19 protein-coding genes are annotated in these 19,445 nt (G+C 43.1%); 9 read left to right on the forward strand and 10 right to left on the reverse strand.

Annotated elements, in window-relative coordinates; all coding sequences use genetic code 11:
- Positions 1–4: 4 nt before the first annotated feature.
- Positions 5–715, reverse strand: coding sequence for a phosphate regulon transcriptional regulator PhoB (gene phoB / locus B3R63_RS12440; RefSeq protein ID WP_005017756.1), 711 nt, complete (start codon positions 713–715; stop codon positions 5–7).
- A gap of 238 nt (positions 716–953) precedes the next feature.
- The gene (locus B3R63_RS12445) at positions 954–1,631 is read right to left on the reverse strand and encodes a TetR/AcrR family transcriptional regulator (protein WP_075040552.1); all 678 of its coding nucleotides are present in this window, start codon (positions 1,629–1,631) and stop codon (positions 954–956) included.
- A gap of 198 nt (positions 1,632–1,829) precedes the next feature.
- Between B3R63_RS12445 and B3R63_RS12450 the strand changes: the two genes are divergently transcribed.
- Positions 1,830–2,681, forward strand: a complete 852-nt coding sequence (locus B3R63_RS12450; protein WP_005017759.1) for an SDR family NAD(P)-dependent oxidoreductase — start codon at positions 1,830–1,832, stop codon at positions 2,679–2,681.
- Between the two features lie 86 nt (positions 2,682–2,767).
- On the opposite strand, the gene B3R63_RS12455 is transcribed toward B3R63_RS12450, so the two are convergent.
- The 5 genes from B3R63_RS12455 to B3R63_RS12475 form a co-directional block, all read right to left on the reverse strand.
- On the reverse strand, positions 2,768–4,135 hold the full coding sequence (locus tag B3R63_RS12455; protein ID WP_286731955.1) for an MATE family efflux transporter: 1,368 nt from the start codon (positions 4,133–4,135) through the stop codon (positions 2,768–2,770).
- Positions 4,136–4,252: 117 nt separating this feature from the next.
- Positions 4,253–5,407, reverse strand: a complete 1,155-nt coding sequence (locus B3R63_RS12460) for a methionine aminotransferase (protein ID WP_286731535.1) — start codon at positions 5,405–5,407, stop codon at positions 4,253–4,255.
- A 33-nt stretch (positions 5,408–5,440) separates the two neighbouring features.
- Positions 5,441–6,742, reverse strand: coding sequence for a DUF445 domain-containing protein (locus tag B3R63_RS12465; protein ID WP_265768482.1), 1,302 nt, complete (start codon positions 6,740–6,742; stop codon positions 5,441–5,443).
- 32 nt (positions 6,743–6,774) lie between these two features.
- A complete protein-coding gene (locus B3R63_RS12470; RefSeq protein WP_286731957.1) occupies positions 6,775–7,341 on the reverse strand; it encodes a CC0125/CC1285 family lipoprotein in 567 nt (188 codons plus the stop codon).
- Positions 7,342–7,393: 52 nt separating this feature from the next.
- The gene (locus tag B3R63_RS12475) at positions 7,394–7,933 is read right to left on the reverse strand and encodes a DUF924 family protein (RefSeq protein ID WP_286731539.1); all 540 of its coding nucleotides are present in this window, start codon (positions 7,931–7,933) and stop codon (positions 7,394–7,396) included.
- A 206-nt stretch (positions 7,934–8,139) separates the two neighbouring features.
- Between B3R63_RS12475 and gshA the strand changes: the two genes are divergently transcribed.
- Positions 8,140–9,717, forward strand: coding sequence for a glutamate--cysteine ligase (gshA, locus tag B3R63_RS12480; RefSeq protein ID WP_286731546.1), 1,578 nt, complete (start codon positions 8,140–8,142; stop codon positions 9,715–9,717).
- 23 nt (positions 9,718–9,740) lie between these two features.
- On the forward strand, positions 9,741–10,265 hold the full coding sequence (locus B3R63_RS12485; protein ID WP_286731547.1) for a disulfide bond formation protein B: 525 nt from the start codon (positions 9,741–9,743) through the stop codon (positions 10,263–10,265).
- Positions 10,266–10,401: 136 nt separating this feature from the next.
- Here B3R63_RS12485 and B3R63_RS12490 read toward each other — a convergent pair whose 3' ends face one another.
- A complete protein-coding gene (locus tag B3R63_RS12490; RefSeq protein ID WP_119879709.1) occupies positions 10,402–11,733 on the reverse strand; it encodes an alpha/beta fold hydrolase in 1,332 nt (443 codons plus the stop codon).
- A 224-nt stretch (positions 11,734–11,957) separates the two neighbouring features.
- Here B3R63_RS12490 and B3R63_RS12495 point away from each other — a divergent pair, with 224 nt between their 5' ends.
- Both B3R63_RS12495 and parE read left to right on the forward strand, forming a co-directional pair.
- Positions 11,958–12,545: a YqiA/YcfP family alpha/beta fold hydrolase gene (locus tag B3R63_RS12495; RefSeq protein ID WP_075040545.1), complete on the forward strand. Its 588-nt coding sequence runs from the start codon at positions 11,958–11,960 to the stop codon at positions 12,543–12,545.
- Between the two features lie 15 nt (positions 12,546–12,560).
- Complete coding sequence (gene parE, locus B3R63_RS12500) at positions 12,561–14,441, forward strand: DNA topoisomerase IV subunit B (protein WP_286731552.1); 1,881 nt, start codon at positions 12,561–12,563, stop codon at positions 14,439–14,441.
- 100 nt (positions 14,442–14,541) lie between these two features.
- Here the strand turns inward: parE and B3R63_RS12505 are convergent, their stop codons facing one another.
- A complete protein-coding gene (locus B3R63_RS12505) occupies positions 14,542–15,279 on the reverse strand; it encodes an outer membrane protein OmpK (protein WP_005017779.1) in 738 nt (245 codons plus the stop codon).
- 694 nt (positions 15,280–15,973) lie between these two features.
- Between B3R63_RS12505 and B3R63_RS12510 the strand changes: the two genes are divergently transcribed.
- From B3R63_RS12510 to B3R63_RS12520, 3 genes are all read left to right on the forward strand, one after another.
- Positions 15,974–16,327 carry an HPF/RaiA family ribosome-associated protein gene (locus tag B3R63_RS12510; RefSeq protein WP_005017781.1) on the forward strand — a complete coding sequence of 118 codons (354 nt, stop codon included), beginning with the start codon at positions 15,974–15,976 and terminating at the stop codon, positions 16,325–16,327.
- A 118-nt stretch (positions 16,328–16,445) separates the two neighbouring features.
- Positions 16,446–16,988 (forward strand): ankyrin repeat domain-containing protein, encoded by a 543-nt coding sequence (locus B3R63_RS12515; RefSeq protein WP_005017789.1) that lies wholly within the window; start codon positions 16,446–16,448, stop codon positions 16,986–16,988.
- A 14-nt stretch (positions 16,989–17,002) separates the two neighbouring features.
- Entirely contained in the window at positions 17,003–17,770 is a 768-nt protein-coding gene (locus B3R63_RS12520; protein WP_005017790.1) for a transporter, read from the forward strand.
- 159 nt (positions 17,771–17,929) lie between these two features.
- Here the strand turns inward: B3R63_RS12520 and B3R63_RS12525 are convergent, their stop codons facing one another.
- Positions 17,930–18,841, reverse strand: coding sequence for an alpha/beta hydrolase (locus B3R63_RS12525; protein ID WP_286731556.1), 912 nt, complete (start codon positions 18,839–18,841; stop codon positions 17,930–17,932).
- A gap of 159 nt (positions 18,842–19,000) precedes the next feature.
- Here B3R63_RS12525 and B3R63_RS12530 point away from each other — a divergent pair, with 159 nt between their 5' ends.
- Entirely contained in the window at positions 19,001–19,438 is a 438-nt protein-coding gene (locus tag B3R63_RS12530) for a DUF2147 domain-containing protein (RefSeq protein WP_005017798.1), read from the forward strand.
- Positions 19,439–19,445 lie beyond the last annotated feature (7 nt).

Here is a 19,445-nt window from a genome sequence, read left to right on the forward strand (position 1 = left end):
CAGTTTAACCTAGAGCGACATCAGCACGGGTCGAGAAGCGGTAACCGGTTCCACGTACAGTCTGTACAAAGCGGTCGGCACCATAAGGCTCAAGCACCTTGCGTAAACGTCGGATATGTACATCAATGGTACGATCTTCAATATATACATTTCCGCCCCAGACCTGGTCAAGTAACTGGGCACGGGTATAAGCACGCTCTGGATGAGTCATGAAGAACGCCAGTAATCGGTATTCGGTTGGCCCCATTTCCAGAATAGAATCACCAAAGCTCACACGCTGACTGACCGGATCTAATAGCAGGCCATTGGCATCAATTGTTTTCTCACCGCTCAAGGCATTGGCACGGCGCAGTACAGCTTTAATTCGGGAAACCAGTTCACGAGTTGAGAATGGCTTGGTCATGTAATCATCTGCACCGGCATCAAGGCCTTGTACTTTATGGTCTTCTTCGCCACGAGCAGTGAGCATAATTACCGGAATTTCGGAAAGATTTTCATCGCGCTTCAGACGGCGACACAGATCAACACCGCTGATACCGCCTGGCATCATCCAGTCCAGAAGAATCAGGGCCGGGCGCTGATCAACAATCATCTGATGAGCCTGCTTGGCATCTTCAGCTTGCAGACATTGAAAACCTGCCATGTCCAGAGAGGTATGAATCATTTCACGGATCGGTAATTCATCATCTACAATTAAAATATAATCATCTTTCACAGCGCAATACCCTATTCGTTATTAACGGTGAACCGTTTTTATTTATGACAGGCTTATTACAAAGATAAATTATGACAGTATCATTGCAAAAATGGAGACAAACTCTATTTTAGCAATTATTTGTGACAAATATTACATTCAAATAGCAGCTCTGCGAAAGTATGGTATTAATAATTCAGAAATTATCACAATATTAAATTAAGAAAGATAAGCGATCAGCTCACAATTTAAAGAAAGACTATTTCTCAAATTTTTCTAATAATGCCATAAATACCACTTGGGCTGCTGCCAGTATATCTTCAAGACTCTGTTTAAAACCGCCCATAACCCAGCGAATTGCCAGCTGTGTGACATAACCGTTCAGGCCAGTCGCGATCAGTGAAACCTCATGCTGGCTACGGCTTAGATGCGGCATCATTAACATCACAAAAGCCTGAATCATTCGATCAAAACGCAGCATGGTTTCCTGAATGGTAGCCTGGTTATGCAATTCCTGAACCAGCATGGCATCCACATAAATGATACGTGCAACCCGTGGATCATCTTTTAACATGTTGAGTAAAGCCCGTAAGCCGGCTTCAATCATTTTATCAGGATTAGGCGAAGCCTGCATAATAGCCTGCATTACCCTTTGCTGTAGCTCTTCAATCAGCTGGAGAAAAATAGTCTGGAACAGCTGTTCACTTTTCTTAAAAGATTCATAAAAATAACGTTCAGTCAGTCCGGCTTCACGGCAAATATCTTTAACCGTAACTGAAAAAAAACCTTGAGTACCGTAAGCTTCAATTCCCGCTTCAATCAGCTTGGTGCGACGTGCCAGTTTACGTTCTGACAAAGATAATCCCTTGAACTGACGTTCCCTCGAACTGGCAGCTGTATCTGCCTGTGGCTCCTGAGCATATTCTGACTGACTCATCTTTACCTATTATTTATAGAATTCTATGGCAGCCATTTTAACAAGTTTTTTAAACGAAAGTGCTGGCAGATACTGCCGTTTATTTTTTATGCATTTTTAACTTTAAAGAAATATTGACAATATGAATTGTCAAAATTATATTGAAAAGGAAATTTGCTATCTATCTGCCACTGCAGAGAGAAAAATAAAGGAACATGCATGAAGAATTTTAAAAATAAAGTTGCTGCCATTACAGGTGCAGGCTCAGGGATTGGCCAACAGCTGGCAGTTTTGCTGGCTAAACAGGGCTGCCATTTGTCTTTAAGTGATGTTAATGCGCAAGGCCTACAAAAGACTGTCGAACTGTTAAAAGACAGTAATGTACGAGTCACGACCCAGATAGTGGATGTGGCAGATCGTGAAGCAGTAAAAGCATGGGCTGAAGAAACCGTCAGAAATCATGGGTCGGTAAATCTGATTTTTAATAATGCCGGCGTTGCTTTAGCTTCAACAGTCGAAGGTGCCAATTATGATGAGCTGGAATGGATTGTCGGAATTAATTTCTGGGGCGTAGTATATGGCACTAAAGAATTTCTGCCTTATCTGAAAAAGAGTGGTGATGGGCATATTGTCAATATTTCCAGTTTATTTGGTCTGACAGCTCAGCCTACTCAGTCTGCCTATAATGCGACCAAATTTGCAGTGCGTGGTTTTACTGAATCGTTACGTCAGGAACTGGACCTGCAAAAATGTGGGGTAAGTGCCTTATGTGTGCATCCAGGCGGTATTCGTACCAATATTGCCAATGCTGCTAAAGTCAATCAAAGTCTTAAATCACTAGGCATGCATCCCGAAAAATCAGTCAGTTCATTCAACAAACTGCTCCGTATTCCACCAGAAGAGGCTGCTCGCCAAATTCTGGATGCGGTACTGAAAGACAAGCGCCGTCTATTGATTGGTAATGATGCAAAATTTCTGGATGCCTTGCAGCGCGTTATGCCGGCCAAATACCAATATATTACTGGTCTGCTGACTGGCATGAATAAAAAACCACGTAACCAGATCGTATAACTGTTTATTAATATACTAAATAAAAAAAGCCCAGATCCTATTATCGGTTCTGGGCTTTTTAATACCTAAAAAAAGAGAGTGTTATTTTAAATTAATACCTCTACATTTTTTTTCTTCCATACGAACTGGTAATACAAACCTTGTAAAATACAGAGACTTACAAAAGCAAGTGCATAGGCATACCAGATTCCTTTAAGGCCCCAGATCTGGCTAAACCAGTAAGCACATGGCAGTTCAATCGCTAAAATAGCAAAGATATTGATGAGCATCGGTACAGTTACGGTGCCACTGGCCCGCATGATGGCGGCGAAAATGGCACTGGCTCCAAAAAACAGAATAGACCACAGTACAATAAACAGTAACTGCTGACCCAGCTCGACTACTTCCGGATCGGTAATAAAAAGTGCCATCAGATACTTCGAGAAAAGATAGCCTAATATTACCAGAATGCCAGTGATGACAAAATTCATGCCGAGCGCAGTACGGCTCACCCGTGACAGTAAATCATTTTTACCCGCTCCAATCGCTTGGGCTGCAAAAATTGAAGCTGCGATACCTATAGAGAGTGCTGGGAACTGGATATAGTTTAAAACCTGGTTAACTGCACCATAAGCTGCTGTGGCATGGGCACCAAAACGGTTAACCAGCCCCACAATGACCAGGCCAGCTACAGAGGTGGTTACCATCTGAATGCCAGTGGGAATACCTAGCCTTAAAATAATTTTGCTTAATTTTGGCTGATGACGGATATAACTGAACAGCTCCCGGTCTGGACGTAAAGGATGATGTTTTTTATTCAGATAAACCGCAAGAAAGCCCAGCACCGCAAGATAGCCCACAATAGTCGCAATAGCCGGTGCAATAATCCCCATTTTAGGTAAGCCGAAATAACCGGCGATCAGGATAGGGGTGATCATTAAGCCGATCAGGCTGGTCATACCCAATGCAATCAGTGGCGTTACACTGTCACCGACACCCCGTAAAATAGATGTATAAATAATATAAATAAATAACAGGGGGCTGCCAGCCAGCATCCAGCGGACATAAGGAAGTGATAAATGCATCACAGCCGGGTCTGTACCCAGTGCAAGCAAAATATGCTCGGCAAATATAACCCCCAGTAACGCCACAATAATCCCACCGATTAATGTCATAAATAAGGTAGAACCAACTACACAGCGCACCTTCTGTATATTCTGAGCGCCCCAAGCCTGGCCAACCAGTACAGTGGCTCCTGCTGAAAGCCCAATTACAAATGCCATCAGACAGAATAAAATTGGAAAAAACACGGAAACGGCAGCAATTGCCTCGACGCCCATCATCTGCCCGACAAAGATCGTATTAATTGTCCCGGACAGATTTTGCAGAATATTGGTTGCAATTAACGGTAAAAGAAAAACTAAAAAAGTTTTCCAGAGTTTCTGCTGCTGTATAGTAGTTTGATGTGGTGCCATAACAGTGCGTTGCACTCTCCCTGTTTTTAGTATTATCTTTAAAATAATCCTAACATAGGGCTGACCTGAAAAACGCTATGAATTAAGTAACTTCCTGCCGAATATAGTGGTATCTGTTTAGCAGCCGCGTAAAATTTCGCAGGCTTTATGCAATGTAGATTCCTGTTTAGCAAAGCAGAACCGGATCAAACGTAGTTCAGAGGGCGGTTTTTCATAAAAGGCAGAAACAGGAATAGCCACAATACCATGCTGTTCAGCCAAAAATTTACACATTTCCATATCATTCAGTTCTGGGCAGATCTGGCTGTAGTCCAGATTCTGAAAATAAGTGCCTTGAGAAGCTTCATACTGGAAGCGTGAACCTTTTAATCCTTCAATAAACAGGTCTCGCTTGGCCTGATAAAAACTGCCGAGCTGCTCAATATGTTCCGGATGCTGTTGCATATAGCTGGCCAAGGCTACCTGGCAGGGAGTATTCGCACAGAAATTTACAAACTGATAAACCTGACGAAACAGGCGCATGAGATGCGGTGAAGCCGCACAATAACCTGTTTTCCAACCTGTCACATGAAAGGTTTTACCAAATGAACCAATCACGAAACTGCGCTCGGCCAGCTCAGGAAAACTGAGGGCACTCAAATGTGGACGGCCATCAAATACCAGATGCTCATACACCTCATCGCTGAGAATCACGATATTGGTGTCTTGCACCAGTTTAATCAACTGTTGCCAGTCTTCACGTGTCCAAACAGTAGCACTCGGATTATGTGGAGTATTGACGACTATCATTCGTGTTTTAGAGTTGACCTGTTGTTTTAAATGCTCCCAGTCAACCTTGAACTCTGGCGCTTGCAAGGCTATACGCTTACAGCTTCCTCCCATCATCTGTACACTGGGTACATAGCTGTCATAACTCGGATCAAAAATAATTACTTCATCACCCGGACGAATTATCGCTTGAATAGCGCAAAAAATAGCAATTGTAGCGCCTGGTGTAATGGTAAGCTGAGCCTGTGGATCAATATTGATCTGGTCGCGTTTATAAAACTGGGCAGCCAGCTGTTCACGAAGTGTCAGTAAGCCATCACCCGGAGCATATTGATGATGACCGTCATGACTGGCTTTAGATAATGCCTCGACCAGATCGGGTGGTGCAGGAAAATCTGGAAAACCTTGAGACAAGTTCAGTGCATTCAGGCGCTGTGCCATTTCTGTCATCACACTGAATATGGTCACGTTCTGTGCGGCAAACTTAGACTCTACTTTAAACATATCGTAAACCTCCTTTTAAAATTTAACTCAAGCTTAAAAAGCAAAGTCCACCAGCGCGCGAATAATGCCGAGAGTCAGTCCGATAAAAGCGCCTACGACTACGCCGTTGACGCGGATCATGTGCAGGTCGCCACCCACTTCGTTCTCAATTTTGTCAATCATTTCCCGCGAATCCCATTCATGAATCCGCTCACTAATAAAATGAATCACCCGGTCACTGTACTGGTCACTAAAGCTAACAGCCAAACTACTCATCCGCTGATTCAGCAAGTGACGGACTTCTCTATTCTGCATCAGGTTCTCACCCACCTGCTGAATGGCAACTCTTAAATTCAGAGCAATTCCTGAATCTGGTTTTTCTAAATCGTCCTTGACAGCATTACACAATATAGCCACCGCGCCACTAATAAAGTTAAGTACTTGCGGACTGTCGAGCAGGGCATCTTTTGCACTGTTCAGACGTTGACTCGACAGACTATTTTCATCTGTCAGTTCCAGCATAAGCTGGCTTGCATATTGTTCAATGCTCTGCCGCCACGGATGCTCGGGATCAGCCAGCATGGACTCGACCCGGCCAAGCATCGAATCAACAGTCCGCTGCTGTACATCAATACCAATCCAGCTGGCGCCTCTTGCCAGTTTCCAGACACCGAGTTCCTTAAACAGCTTACGGGTCAGCTCACGTGTCTCTTCCGGATGTGACTTCATCCAGTCCTGAGCCAGATCCAGCCCACGCTGCAATACATCCTGGTGAAAATCATTTTCCAGTACAGCACGCAACATTTCACTGGCCAAAGTGTTGATCTGGGTATTACGTACCCACTGCACACTATTATTCTGGATAAAACGGCCAATTTGCTCCTGCCCGACAAATTCAAAAATTTTGGGTACAGTCTGCTGGATAATCTGTACCACTTGCAGATTGTTATCTGGCTGAGCCAGCCACCGTCCGGCTGCCATGGCCAGATCAGTATCTTGCAGACTGCGTTCTACCACTGATGGAGACAGGAAGTTTTCCTGTACAAAGCGGCCCATAGATACGGCAATCCGATCCTTGTTGCGTGGAATGATTTCCGTATGGTCTTTTAAAAATGCCGGAATAGGAATACGACCAAAAGGATTCCGGAATAGAACTGTAATCGCATACCAGTCAGCAAGCCCGCCCACTACTCCAGCTTCAGCAGCAAGCATCAGGATCTGGATTAGCCAGGCATACTCTGGCACGAGCTTGGCCATGGCAATGAGTATGAGCCAGGCTACAACCGCCACAACCAGAGCGATTGTGGCATAACGTTTACTACGGTTCAGACTCGGAGAAGTCACAGGTTCAGCCATAAAATTTTATTTGTCCTTAATTTTTGTTTTTATCATTTGGTTGTGTCTTGGGCTGGTGCAGTCTGGGGTTGTAGGACCTGACCAGTTGGACTGACTCCATATTTTTGACCAATAGACGACAGAATAAGGCGTGCATCAAAGGCCTCCTGAGGCACATTTTTCTGCTCCTTGTAACATTCAATAGTATAGGAAACCTGAACCGGGTCAATATTTACCACTTGCGGCATATCATAAAACGGATCTGGCCAGAAGCCGGGATAACGCCGGTAATAAGCGGAAGGATAATAGGGCCGGCTTGGATAGACAACTGCCTGACGGGGTGGCTGCTGGGTACGGTTGCTCGGATCATCCAGTACTTTAAAATAGCGAAAACCGTTTTGTACTGTGGTCTGTGCTGCTTTAACCAGGGTAATTTCTTCTGCAGTCCCATAACTGATATTGTCACGAGCCTGGTAACTGATACGATAGGTCTGCGCATTTAAAGCATAACTTGAGAATTGTCCCAACTGGTCAAATGTCAAACGCTTGTGCGGGGTAGTAGCACAACCGCCAAGCAGCAGAGCTGTACCAAGAGCAAAACCTATAGATAAATTTTTCATCATACACCTCCTATCAGGAAGGACAGCACAATGGCTGGGGAGTGCAGGAAGGTTAAAAGCTGCTTCCTGGCTGATCTAGGAATTCCAGTTCTTCCGGAGTTGATTCACGGCCCAGAATTTTGTTGCGATGCGGATAACGCCCGAAACGTTCAATAATTTTCTTGTGACGTTTTTCATAATCCAGATTAACCGGATTATCCAGACGCTGAAAGAGCTTTAATGCAAATTCATGCATCATTTTTGATTCACTGTGCATGAATGGCATGTATAAAAAAGAACGTTGTTCAGGATTGAGCTGGGCATCCAGATTCAGGCTGATCGCTTCCTGGGCCAGAGCCAGAGCTAACCCGTCCTGTGCAAAAGCCAGCGGCTGGTCTCGATAAAGATTGCGGGAGAACTGATCCAGAACAATAATCTCGGCAAGGCGTCCATCGGCTGTTTTGCGCCATGACCAGAGCTCTGCCTGAACTGCTTGTGCATGAACTTTGCTAAAGTTCTGCCGTATTTTCTGATCAAAAGTATCACTTTTTGAAAACCATAGTGACTGGTGCTCAGGATTAAACCAGAAATCGAGGATCTCCTGATAATTCATAAGCTTTAATACCTATCAAGATTTATTTTTCAATAAAATCACAAATTTTCCGTGTCTTATACAGCAAGATTGTGATAAATATTTGCCGGGATAAACGCAGTATAATTGCCGGAAAATCAGTTGACTGTCACAGTAGAGCGGGTAAATCGCGTTATACTGCATGACTTAGATGATTTGAATTAATAGTTTTTAAAAGTGAGCCATGTATGAGTCAACCCGAATCAATCTCTCAAGTTTTGATACCAACATGGGTAGATTCTTCGCTCTTCAAAGGCATGTTGCGCGGGGTAGAACGGGAAGGCCTGCGCATGCAAAGTAATGGGTTTATCTCTCAAGGTCCGCATCCACACAGCCTGGGGGCGGCGCTCACTCATCCGCATATTACCACTGACTACTCTGAAGCCTTGATGGAATTCATTACGGCCCCTCAACCCGATATTCAGGCCATGCTGGCTGAACTGACAGATATTCATGCACTGGTTTACCAGCATCTTGAACATCAGGAAAAACTCTGGCCGCTTTCAATGCCGTGTATGCTGGACCGTGAAGAAGACAGTATTCAGCTGGCACAATATGGCTCGTCTAATATCGGCCGGTTTAAAACCCTATACCGCCGTGGCTTAGGGGTGCGTTATGGCCGGCGTATGCAGACTATTGCAGGCGTCCATTATAATCTTTCATTTCCCGATGAGCTCTTTGAACAGTTACAGCAGCATGAGCAAGATAAAGCCTTAACACAGCTGAGTCTGCAAGATTATCGCAGTCATCGTTATTTTGGCCTGATCCGTAATTTCATCCGCCTGACGCCACTGGTAATGTATCTGGTGGGCGCTAGTCCGTCAGTATGTCAATGCTTCTTAACAGGTCGCGAACATCACTTGCTGCCACTGGTCAAAGGAACTTTATATCTTCCATATGCTACCGCATTACGCATGGGGCGTTTTGGCTACCAGAATTCGGCACAAAAACAACTAGGTATTCACTATAACAACCTGTCTGGCTACCTGGATGGTCTACAAAAAGCTGTGAAAACCCCTTATGCCCAGTTTAGCCGTCTGGGACTCAAAGACGCAGATGGTGAACCGCTCCAGATTAATGATCATGTACTCCAGATTGAAAATGAATATTACAGTCTGGTCCGGCCAAAACAGGTACCAAGAGATGGAGAAACACCATCTGAGGCTTTAGCAAACCGTGGTGTCGGTTATGTGGAACTGCGGGCCGTCGATATTAATCCTTATAATCCGATTGGTATTGACGAAAATACTGCTGGTTTCCTTGAAGTGCTGGCTTTATATTGTCTGCTAAAAGACAGTCCAGACCTGCTGCCAGAAGAACAGGACCAGATTGAAAATAATCAGGCTGAAGTGGTCAACCGGGGCCGTGCTCCCAACAGTCACATCACTGAACATGACCAGGAACAATCTTTGGAACAATGGGCTCAGGCACATGTTGTGGCCATGCAGCCTCTGGCGGTATTGCTGGATGAGGGCTATCACACCCAGCTGTATAGCCATGCCCTGCAACTGATGCAACAGCGTATTCAACAGGTTGATGAGACCTTATCAGCCCATGTAATTGCCGATACGATAAAATGGGGTGGAACCTGGAATCTGGGTAGCCACCTTGCACAAGAACATGCCAATTTTTATGAACAGCATGCACTTACACCAGAGAAGCAGGAATACTTTGCAAAACTTGCACAGACATCGCTAGAGCAGCAACAGCAGCTTGAAGCCGATACCCGTATCAGTTTTGAAGATTATCTTGCCCATTATCAATAGTGAAAATAACAAGAGGTTGATCCATGCAATGGGGTAGTTATCGCTTCGTAAATGGTTTATTGCTGATTGCCAGTATTGTAGGGATGGCATTTGCACTTTATCTGGAACATGTCAAAGGCCTGGAACCTTGTCCTTTATGTGTCTTCCAGCGAATTGGCCTGATTGCGATGGGCTTGGTTGCCTTGATGGCAGTAATTCATAATCCGGTATCAAATATAGTCAAACGTCTTTACGCTTTTTTGGCGACCTTAGCCATGATCTGGTCTGTAGGTGTTGCTGCGCGACACGTCTGGTTGCAGCATTTACCACCAGATCAAGTGCCAAGCTGTGGGCCGGGACTGGACTATCTGGTAGATGCCCTGCCATTGAAAACCGTTTTTCAGCAGGTTCTGACCGGTTCGGGCGAGTGTGCCATGGTAGACTGGACATTTTTAGGTCAGTCGCTGCCGTTCTGGTCACTGGTATTTTTCTGTATCTTGTTAATGCTATGCTTATGGCAGCTGGTACGTAATTATCCTTATAGCAAAGCAGTCAAGAAAAAATATTAATCTGGATCTACCTGACAAGATATCGAAAGGTCAGCTTGAGATATATCAAGCTGGCTTTTCAAATTCAGATAATTAAATAATTTATGAGCCATAAATTATTTAAGAGTAGTAGTGGCTATTTTATATTTTTAATGTTTTATGTCTCAGCAATATCTTCAAGTTTTATATTTTTTGTGTGCAGAATGTAGTGATCTAAACGTGTATTTTCAAGCAGAGGATCAGGATAGAACCACTGTACAATCTGCTGAGCAACCTGAGTATGATACTGGATCTCAAAATGGTTCAAACCGAAAAATACTGCCTTGTGGTGTTCAGGTACCTTGAGCTGGAAACGTGGATTGGGATGTTCTCCCAAGGCACTTTTAATACTCACCAGATAGTCACCAATAATCTTTAAAGCGCGGCTGTTAATATGTTCTGCTTCAACTGTACCAGCTACAAAAAAGGCCTGAATATGTGAAGGCAGGGGCGCAGGTTTACGGCTGTCATCCATTGTTCCAATACGCGCATCTAAATATTCCCAGTCGTCATCACGAACACTGCCATGGCGCAAGTCAATAATTCCATTACTACGAATATTTACCAGGTTACCAATCATATTAATCAGGGGGAAACGTCCGAGCTTTTCCTGCAAGGTAAAACCAAAACGCTCTAGAACCGCGCCATGATGCGGCGACCCCAGACAAACCAGATTCCCTACTTTACTCAACCAGCCCTGCATATTTTGCTTGCCATAAAATAAGGCACTACGAGACACTAATCCCCCCATACTATGACCAATCAGGTCAATCTGGCTAATATCAGGGTTACGCTGGATCAGGTCATTCAGTAAATTGGCAAAACTGCGCCCATTGGCAGAAATTCGCCGTCCCGTATTATAGTTTAAATAAAGCATAGTACCGGGATGCGGTTGTGTCAGCAGATGCGCACCAATACCTGTAAAATCTGAATTGGTCCAGGTCAGGTGGTTCATGCAGAGTCCATGTACAAAAATAACCACTTTACCTTTAAGCCGGCCCTGCTGTACCCGACCATGGTGTTCATACAGAACCATAGGAAGTGCGAGCGGATTTTGCTGTGCTAAAAGATAATCACCTAATACACCGTTCAATATACCAATTAGAGAATGTAATTGCGGTGTCAGGTCTTTGCGATGCAGGCCGGGAAAGTGCTCAATAACTTGACGTAAACCAGGTGCAAGAAAATAATGGCCATAGCGTTGCAGGGCCCGGTAAGAAAACTGGTAAATCTTTTCTACACGGGGCAGGGCCTGAAAATATCTGGACTGCTGTTCGCTCATGCCTAATGTATTTAATAATAATTCACGGTGAATCATCTGCACCAGTTCATGTATACCGCTTAAACTGGTGGATGCCAGCTGTGCCAGTCCCTCTAAGAGATCTGCCTGACTGGGTGGCGTGCGGTCCCATCTACAATAGGTTTCATGCAATGGCGTCAAACTTGGCATATTTATAGTCCTGATAGCCTGTTGGTTACATGTAGCCAGCTCTTTATTTTTTAAATATTTAAGAGTATAAAAACTACGCATCCCTGATGAGCTAAACATACTGTGAATAGAGAGATGAGCTGCATTTTTTTGTCCAACAATCTGCTTTTTCCTGTAATGATCAATTTTTAGGAAGACACTCGGGTCTAAAATTTCGGACACATTAAGAGATAATAAATATTTTAATGAATATCATTTATTTACATGGCTTTAAAAGTAATTCGGACTCTATTAAAGGGCGGCTGCTTAAACAGTACTGTGCAGAGCATTTACCAGACATCAAGATCCATCTGCCTGACTTAAATATGCCGCCTGTCGAGGCATTAAAACAAATGTCTGAGCTAATTGAGGCTTTAGAAGATGTGGCTTTGGTAGGAAGCAGTCTGGGGGGCTTTTATGCGACACAACTGGTCGCTAAGCATAATATTCCAGCTGTACTGATTAATCCGGCTATGCGACCATGGTTACTCTTTCGAAAACTATTTGCTGTAGAATCCGTTCCTTATCCAGTGACCGAACACTGGACGCTTGATAATGCCCAGTTACAGCAGCTTGAACAGCTTGCAATTCCTTTTGCCCGGCATGCCGAAAAAATTTTGGTATTACTGCAACAAGGTGATGAAGTTTTGGATTATCGAGAGGCCCAGCGTTATTATAGTGCGCCTGCACATTCATCATTAATTATGACTGAAGCGCATGGTAGCCATGGGATGGACAATTTTGCAGAAAAACTTCCCATGGTGCTTGAATTTTTATCGTATTCCATAAAATAAAGGAAATTGTACAACGTGTCTCAATATACGGCTCAATCACTTGAAGTTCTCTCTGGTCTGGATCCGGTCCGTCGCCGTCCAGGGATGTATACCGATACCACACGTCCTAACCATCTGGCACAGGAAGTGATTGATAATGCTGTAGACGAAGCACTGGCAGGACATGCTAACCAGATTACGGTTAAGGTCTATAAGGATGGCTCATTGTCGGTTGAGGACAATGGGCGTGGAATGCCGGTTGATATTCATCCGGAATACGGTCAGAGTGGCATTGAAATTATTCTGACCAAACTGCATGCCGGAGGTAAGTTTAGTACCGATAACTACCAGTTTTCGGGTGGTCTGCATGGTGTAGGTATTTCTGTAGTGAATGCTCTTTCAACCCGGGTAGAGGTTGAAGTACAACGGCAGGGCAATCTTTACAAAATGGCTTTTGAACATGGAGAGCCGGTTACACCCTTAGAAGTTCTAGAAGGTAAAGCACCTAAGCGCGCCAGTGGAACCACAGTTCGGTTCTGGCCAGAAACCAGATATTTTGACAGCCCAAAATTTGCCTTGAAGGCGCTCAAACATAATTTGAAGGCCAAGGCAGTATTGGCAGCTGGTCTGAAAATTAATTATATTGATGAAATTAATAATGAAAAAATAGAATGGCAGTTTGAAAATGGTCTGGTCGATTACCTTATGGATGAACTGCAGGAGCGGGAGATTGTTCCACAGCCTGCTTTTGTAGCAACAGGTGAGGCAGAACGAGCCAGTGCTGAATTTGCAATCTGCTGGAATACCGAAGGTGGTGAACAGATTCAGGAAAGTTATGTCAACCTGATTCCAACAGCTCAGGGAGGAACGCATGTAAATGGCTTGCGTTCAGGCATTACCGATGCATTACGGGAATTCTGTGAGCTGCGTAATCTGTTGCCCCGTAATCTCAAGCTTTCGGCTGAAGACGTATGGGATGGGGTAAATTATATCCTGTCTTTAAAATTCCAGGAACCGCAGTTCTCTGGTCAGACCAAAGAGCGTTTATCAAGCCGTGAAGCATCATCGATTGTGCAAAATATTGCTAAAGATGCTTTTACCCTATGGTTGAATCAGAATTCTGAAATTGCCATGCAACTGGCAGAAATGGCAATCTCTAAAGCTGGTCGGCGCCTGAAGGCGGCTAAAAAAGTCGAGCGGAAAAAAATTGTTTCGGGTCCGGCTTTACCTGGAAAACTGGCCGACTGTGCCGGCTTGACCCGTGAAGATAGTGAGCTGTTTATTGTAGAAGGGGACTCGGCTGGCGGTAGTGCCAAACAGGCGCGAGACAAAAATTTCCAGGCAATCATGCCGATCCGGGGAAAAATTCTGAACACTTGGGAAGTATCTTCCGATGAAGTGCTTGGCTCTCAGGAAGTCCATGATATCGCAATTGCTATCGGGGTCGATCCAGGCAGTGATGATCTGTCCGAATTGCGTTATGGGAAAGTCTGTATTTTGGCTGATGCCGACTCGGATGGCCTGCATATTGCCACTTTGCTTTGTGCTTTATTTGTTAAACACTTTCCAGCTCTGGTTGAAGAGGGTCACTTATTTGTAGCTATGCCACCTTTATTCAGAATTGATGATGGTAAGGATGTGCATTACGCTCTGGATGAGGATGAACTTGAAGCCATACTGAAAAAGACCAAAACCAAGACTCCACAGATTACCCGTTTTAAAGGTCTGGGTGAAATGAATGCCAGCCAGCTTCGTGAAACCACTATGGATCCAAATACCCGTCGTCTGGTACAACTTGATCTGGATGATGTTCAACTGACAGCAGGTTTGCTCGACAAATTACTGGCCAAGAAGCGTTCTAGTGACCGCAAACATTGGCTCGAACAAAAAGGAAATCTGGCTGATATTGTAGTGTAGGCCAAGAAAAATCTGTCCAGCGTAGAACTTTGATATAAGTTAAAAAATCAAAGTATTAAAAAGCAGAGCCGTGGCTCTGCTTTAACCATTTAATTATTGTTTAAAAATGGTATTTTACTAACGCACTTACGTTATTTTCGCGTACATCTGGTACACCGTATTTATTGTTCCAGAGAGAATATTCAATACCTAGGTAAAGACGGGTTTCAGGTGAAATATATTTACCGGCATTCCATTTAAGCTGGCTGGTCCAGTTCAGTTCACTTGCATGAGCTACTTCGTCATCTTCTGCAGTTGACCAGTCTAAAAATCCGTCAAACAGGAAGTCTTGGCTGCCTAATTTAAACGGTACTCCATAAGTGAGTGTCATCTGCCAGTCATCTTTCTGGATTTCATTATTTGCGCGATAAAAGTTGATGCTGGCATATTGAGTATAAGGAATAGCTAAATCAAAACCGATACCGTAGAGATAGTTATTAAAACTCTCAATTCCATCACCGCTATTGCCTTCCCAAGTGGTTGAAATCAGTACATCTTTAACTGGGCCGGCAGACAGTTTTTTACCCGAAACTTCGCCCAGGCTTAAGCGTGGAGAAAATTCAAAATAGGTACCTTTATCACCGCCGCTTTCAGTACGGTCTGCAAAAGCAAATACATCACCATATTGTAATTTGGCTGCATATTCAAAGGTTACAGTAGTTTGTTCCGGCTCTGTAGTAAGTTCATAGTTTTCACCGTACAGTCCGGTAATACTAAAATCCTGCCAGACTGGTTTGGCTTGAGCCATGGACGCAGTTGCTGCTAGAGCACATGCCAGTGCGATATGTGTAAATTTCATGTCAGTCTCTCCCCCGTAGACGGCATAAAGAATACACACTATTGTTTAAAAATAAAGACAAAATTTAAGCAGTAAAGAAAAAAAGTCCACCGAAGTGGACGCGCTAAAACAAATATAAGATAAACCAGGAATTAAAGCTGAAACTGAATGCATCAAGAATTTTAAGCGGAACTCTTGAAATCTTCCTTAAACTCTCTGGTTAAAAAACTGGCCCTTCTCTAGTTATTTGGAATAGGCCTGAAAAATTATATATTTAGATCATACCGATTATAGAACAAGTTGCAACCTTAATCTCTGTATTCTATGAACTCAAAATAAATCTTCTTATAAAGGGGGCCTATCTAACCGGTTCGAGAATATGGGACAAGGTTCTTCAAAAACTACTATGGCTTATTAAAGCAGGATTTATGCATATATCTAAATAGGTTTGTAGGGAAAAGCGTGATGTGTTGTTACCGTTGTGTATGCTTTAGAAATTTTTACAGAATTCACTTGCATATTTTTAAACTTAGCCCGATATTGAAGATAACAGCATGAATAAAATTTTAGCGAGAATTGAGCTAAAACAGGAGGATAGGCACAAAAAACTGCTCGGTAAATCATTAAGTATTGTGTTTAAGTCACCCGTAATAATGTGTCAATTCCAACAAGTTTTGCACAGGTAAGATTCGACCAGAAAGAAGAGGATGAGATTATGAACATTGAAATCCGTACAGATAAAAATATTCAAAACAGTGAACGTCTGATTAGCTATGTGCGTGCAGAACTAAACCAAGAATTCGAACGCCACAATGAGCGAATTACTCATTTTTCAGTTCATATCACCGATGAGAACGGCTTAAAAGGTGGAGATGACGATATCCGTTGTATGATCGAAGCCCGTCCTTCCGGATTAAAACCTGTTGCAGTTAAGCATAAAGCACCGAGTGTCGATTTAGCCATTCATGGAGCTATAGACAAATTGAAACGTAGTCTCGAGCATTTAATTGAAAAAAATGAACCTCAGCGTGGTGGTACTCTCGAAATACCAGATGAATTACCTGAGTAAGAAAAAAAGCCCCTTAGGGGCTTTTTTATGGCTTATTATTTTTATTCAACAATTTCCTTTCAACAAATAAATAATTCTTCGGCATAATAGGAGAAAATTTCCTGTAGAGTGCCAAGATATGTTAACTGCCCCACAACAAGCCTTGATCCAGGCCATAGAAGAATTAGATCTGGAGCAGGTACAGCGTCTTTTAAATGAGGGGCTCGACCCGAATTTTATTGATCCTGAAAAAGGTCCTCCTATTTCAGTAGTATGCGATGGCCTATTTCAATGGTGGGAAGACGTTTCAGAAGCTTATGCTTCTGATCAACCTTTGACAGAGCAGGAAAAACAGCAAAAATTACAACCACATTTGGCGATACTTGATGCTTTAATTGAAGCTAAAGCCAATTTACACCTATGGGATGCGGAAGAGTTTTATGGTCCACTCTGGGATGCTGCAAGTGCTGCCTGTACTCCTGCTATACAACGTTTACTTGACCATAAAGTAGATCCAAATACTCGTGATGAGGAAGGTCAAACTATTCTCACATCGATCAGCGAATTATTCTTTGACTGCGATTTTGATAAAATAGACTGGACACAGTCACTACCTGAAGAAAAAAATGCATTGGAACTGCTACGTCAAAATGGCGCAAAAATGTCGAAAGAATTAATCTGATTTTGAGTAATCTTATGAATTTATCTAAAACTTTATCTTTTGTTATGCTTTCTACTGTAGCCGTACATACGATGGCTGCCGATTTTTCTTTTGACCGCCCAAGTACAGGTTTTGGTACCAGTATTACACCAGTAGGCCAGCTTGCATGGGAACAGGGATTACCGACAGTAAGTTATGATAAAAGTTATCAGGCTGGCGAAAAACAGAGAGTATTAAATTTAAATGCCGATACACTTTTACGGACCGGTTTAATGCCTGACCTGGAATTACAACTAGGCTGGCAAGGACCAGCCTGGACCCAGACTAAATATAATGGCAAAACAACAGAAGATGACGGTTTGGGTGATATCAGTATTGGTGTAAAAAAAGCCATAGACTTAGGTGATGAGCGTCTATCGATGGCAATTCTGGCAGAAGCTGTTCTGGCAACCGGTAATAGTGGTTTTAGTAATGAAGATGATATTTATAGTCTGAGTTCTGCTGTTGCCTATGTTTATAATGATCTGGTTAATACTTCAATCACAATGCGTTATGAAGTACAAGATGGTAACTGGGCAGTTACTGCGGTACCTACATTTGAATATCAGATTGCTGGCAAGTTGTCCGGTTTTTCTGAATTCGTTTACCGTAAGGCAGAAAGCCGGTCAGATGAAACCTCTCTGGCTTCAGGCCTGATGTATCAAGTTAATAATCGTACCCAGCTGGATGCTAGCGTCGGGGTCGGCCTTGCAGGAGACACACCGGATTATCAGGGTGGTTTAGGTATTTCTTACCTGTTTTAGGAAGTAATACAGATAAGATTAATGAAAAGCCGGCATTTATTTAAATGCCGGCTTCTGCTGATATTTGATATTAGTTATTATTAATAAACAGAATATAAAACTATATTGACTGTCCTATTGAATAATAAAATGACACTATCTTTCTGATTTTATTAAAAATCAGCTGCGATCAATTCGATGTGCAAATTCAGATAGGTCAGCGAGTGCCTGTTTACTTTCATCAAACCAGGCGCTGAACATTGAAAAGTTATGCCACATACCCGTATAAATTTTAAAATCTACCTCAACTCCAGCAGTTTCGGCCTTTTCCTTAAAACGCTGTGCATCATCTAGCAGAATTTCTTTAGAACCGACTTGAACCAGAGTTGGGGGTAAACCGCTGAAGTCACCAAATAAGGGTGAAACCTGTGGATCTGCTGTATCTATTGAAGGCGGTACATAGTATTCAATACCCCGTTCCAGTAATTCGACTGATAATAATGCATCAAGTTTACGGTTGTAGCGTAAGGATTCACTGGTCAAGGTCAGATCCAGAAATGGTGACATAAGTACCAGTGCACTCGGCAATGGTTGTTCATTCTGCTTGAGTCGTAAAATCAGTGCTAATGCAAGATTAGCTCCACAAGAATCACCTGACAGAATAATATCTTTGGGCTGAATATCTTGGTCGAGTAGAGTCTGGTAAATATCATATACAGCTTCCAGAGCTTCGGGGTATGGATGCTCTGGTGCCAAAGGATAGTCAATATGAACGACCTGCATCTGGGTTCGGGCAGCAAGCTCAGTCATAAAAGACCGGTGAGTAGCCAAACCTCCTAAAAAGAAAGCACCCCCATGAATATGTAGAATCATCTGGGTAGCATTAGGTTGAGGCTTGATTTCTTCTGCGCGAACACCGGCTAACCGGAGTGCCCGGATCTCGACTTCAGGATTTTTGGGAAAGACTCGGCCCAACTGATTAAACGCAGTACGCAGTACAGGAAGAGGAAGAGCAAATTGGCTGGGTTTACGTACCAGCGATTTCAGCAGTGACTCGGCTAAAAATTGTTTAAAAATTGGGTCAATCTTCATACTTTTTCCATTATGGTGATTTACTATTTTTATTGAAGTGTATTTACCGACAGTTTTTACAAGCGTACACTAAACGGTCACATTCAAAAGTTGAATTCTTGTTGTGACTTCTTTAATACTAGGGTGGTCGACTAGTGCAGGACAAGGGAAGCTAGAAAAATGAAAAAAATCGCAATTGTGTTAGGACTGTTCAGCGTGACTGCTTTGGCAAATGCAGCTGATCCGCTTAATGGTACAGTATGGAAAACGATAGACGACCAGACTAATCAAGCGAAAGCCTTAGTCAAGTTTACTGAACAGAAAAATGGAACTCTGACAGCATCTATTCAGAATGTACTCACCAAAGGTGAGGAAAATGCCTGTACGAAATGTGAAGGTCCATACAAAAACAAGTCACTTAAAGGTTTAACCATTGTTCATAACCTGAAAAGTGTAGGTACCAACAAATATGATGGCGGTACCATTCTTGATCCGCAGTCAGGTAAAACCTATAAACTGAAAGGTGAGCTGGCTGAAGGTGGTAAAAAACTGAAATTGCGTGGTTATATCGGTGTATCAGCTCTAGGCCGTAACCAGACTTGGGTTCGCGCTAACTAAGCTTGAG

The sequence above is a fragment of the Acinetobacter sp. UBA1297 genome, assembly GCF_002307755.1.
GTDB lineage: Bacteria > Pseudomonadota > Gammaproteobacteria > Pseudomonadales > Moraxellaceae > Acinetobacter > Acinetobacter radioresistens.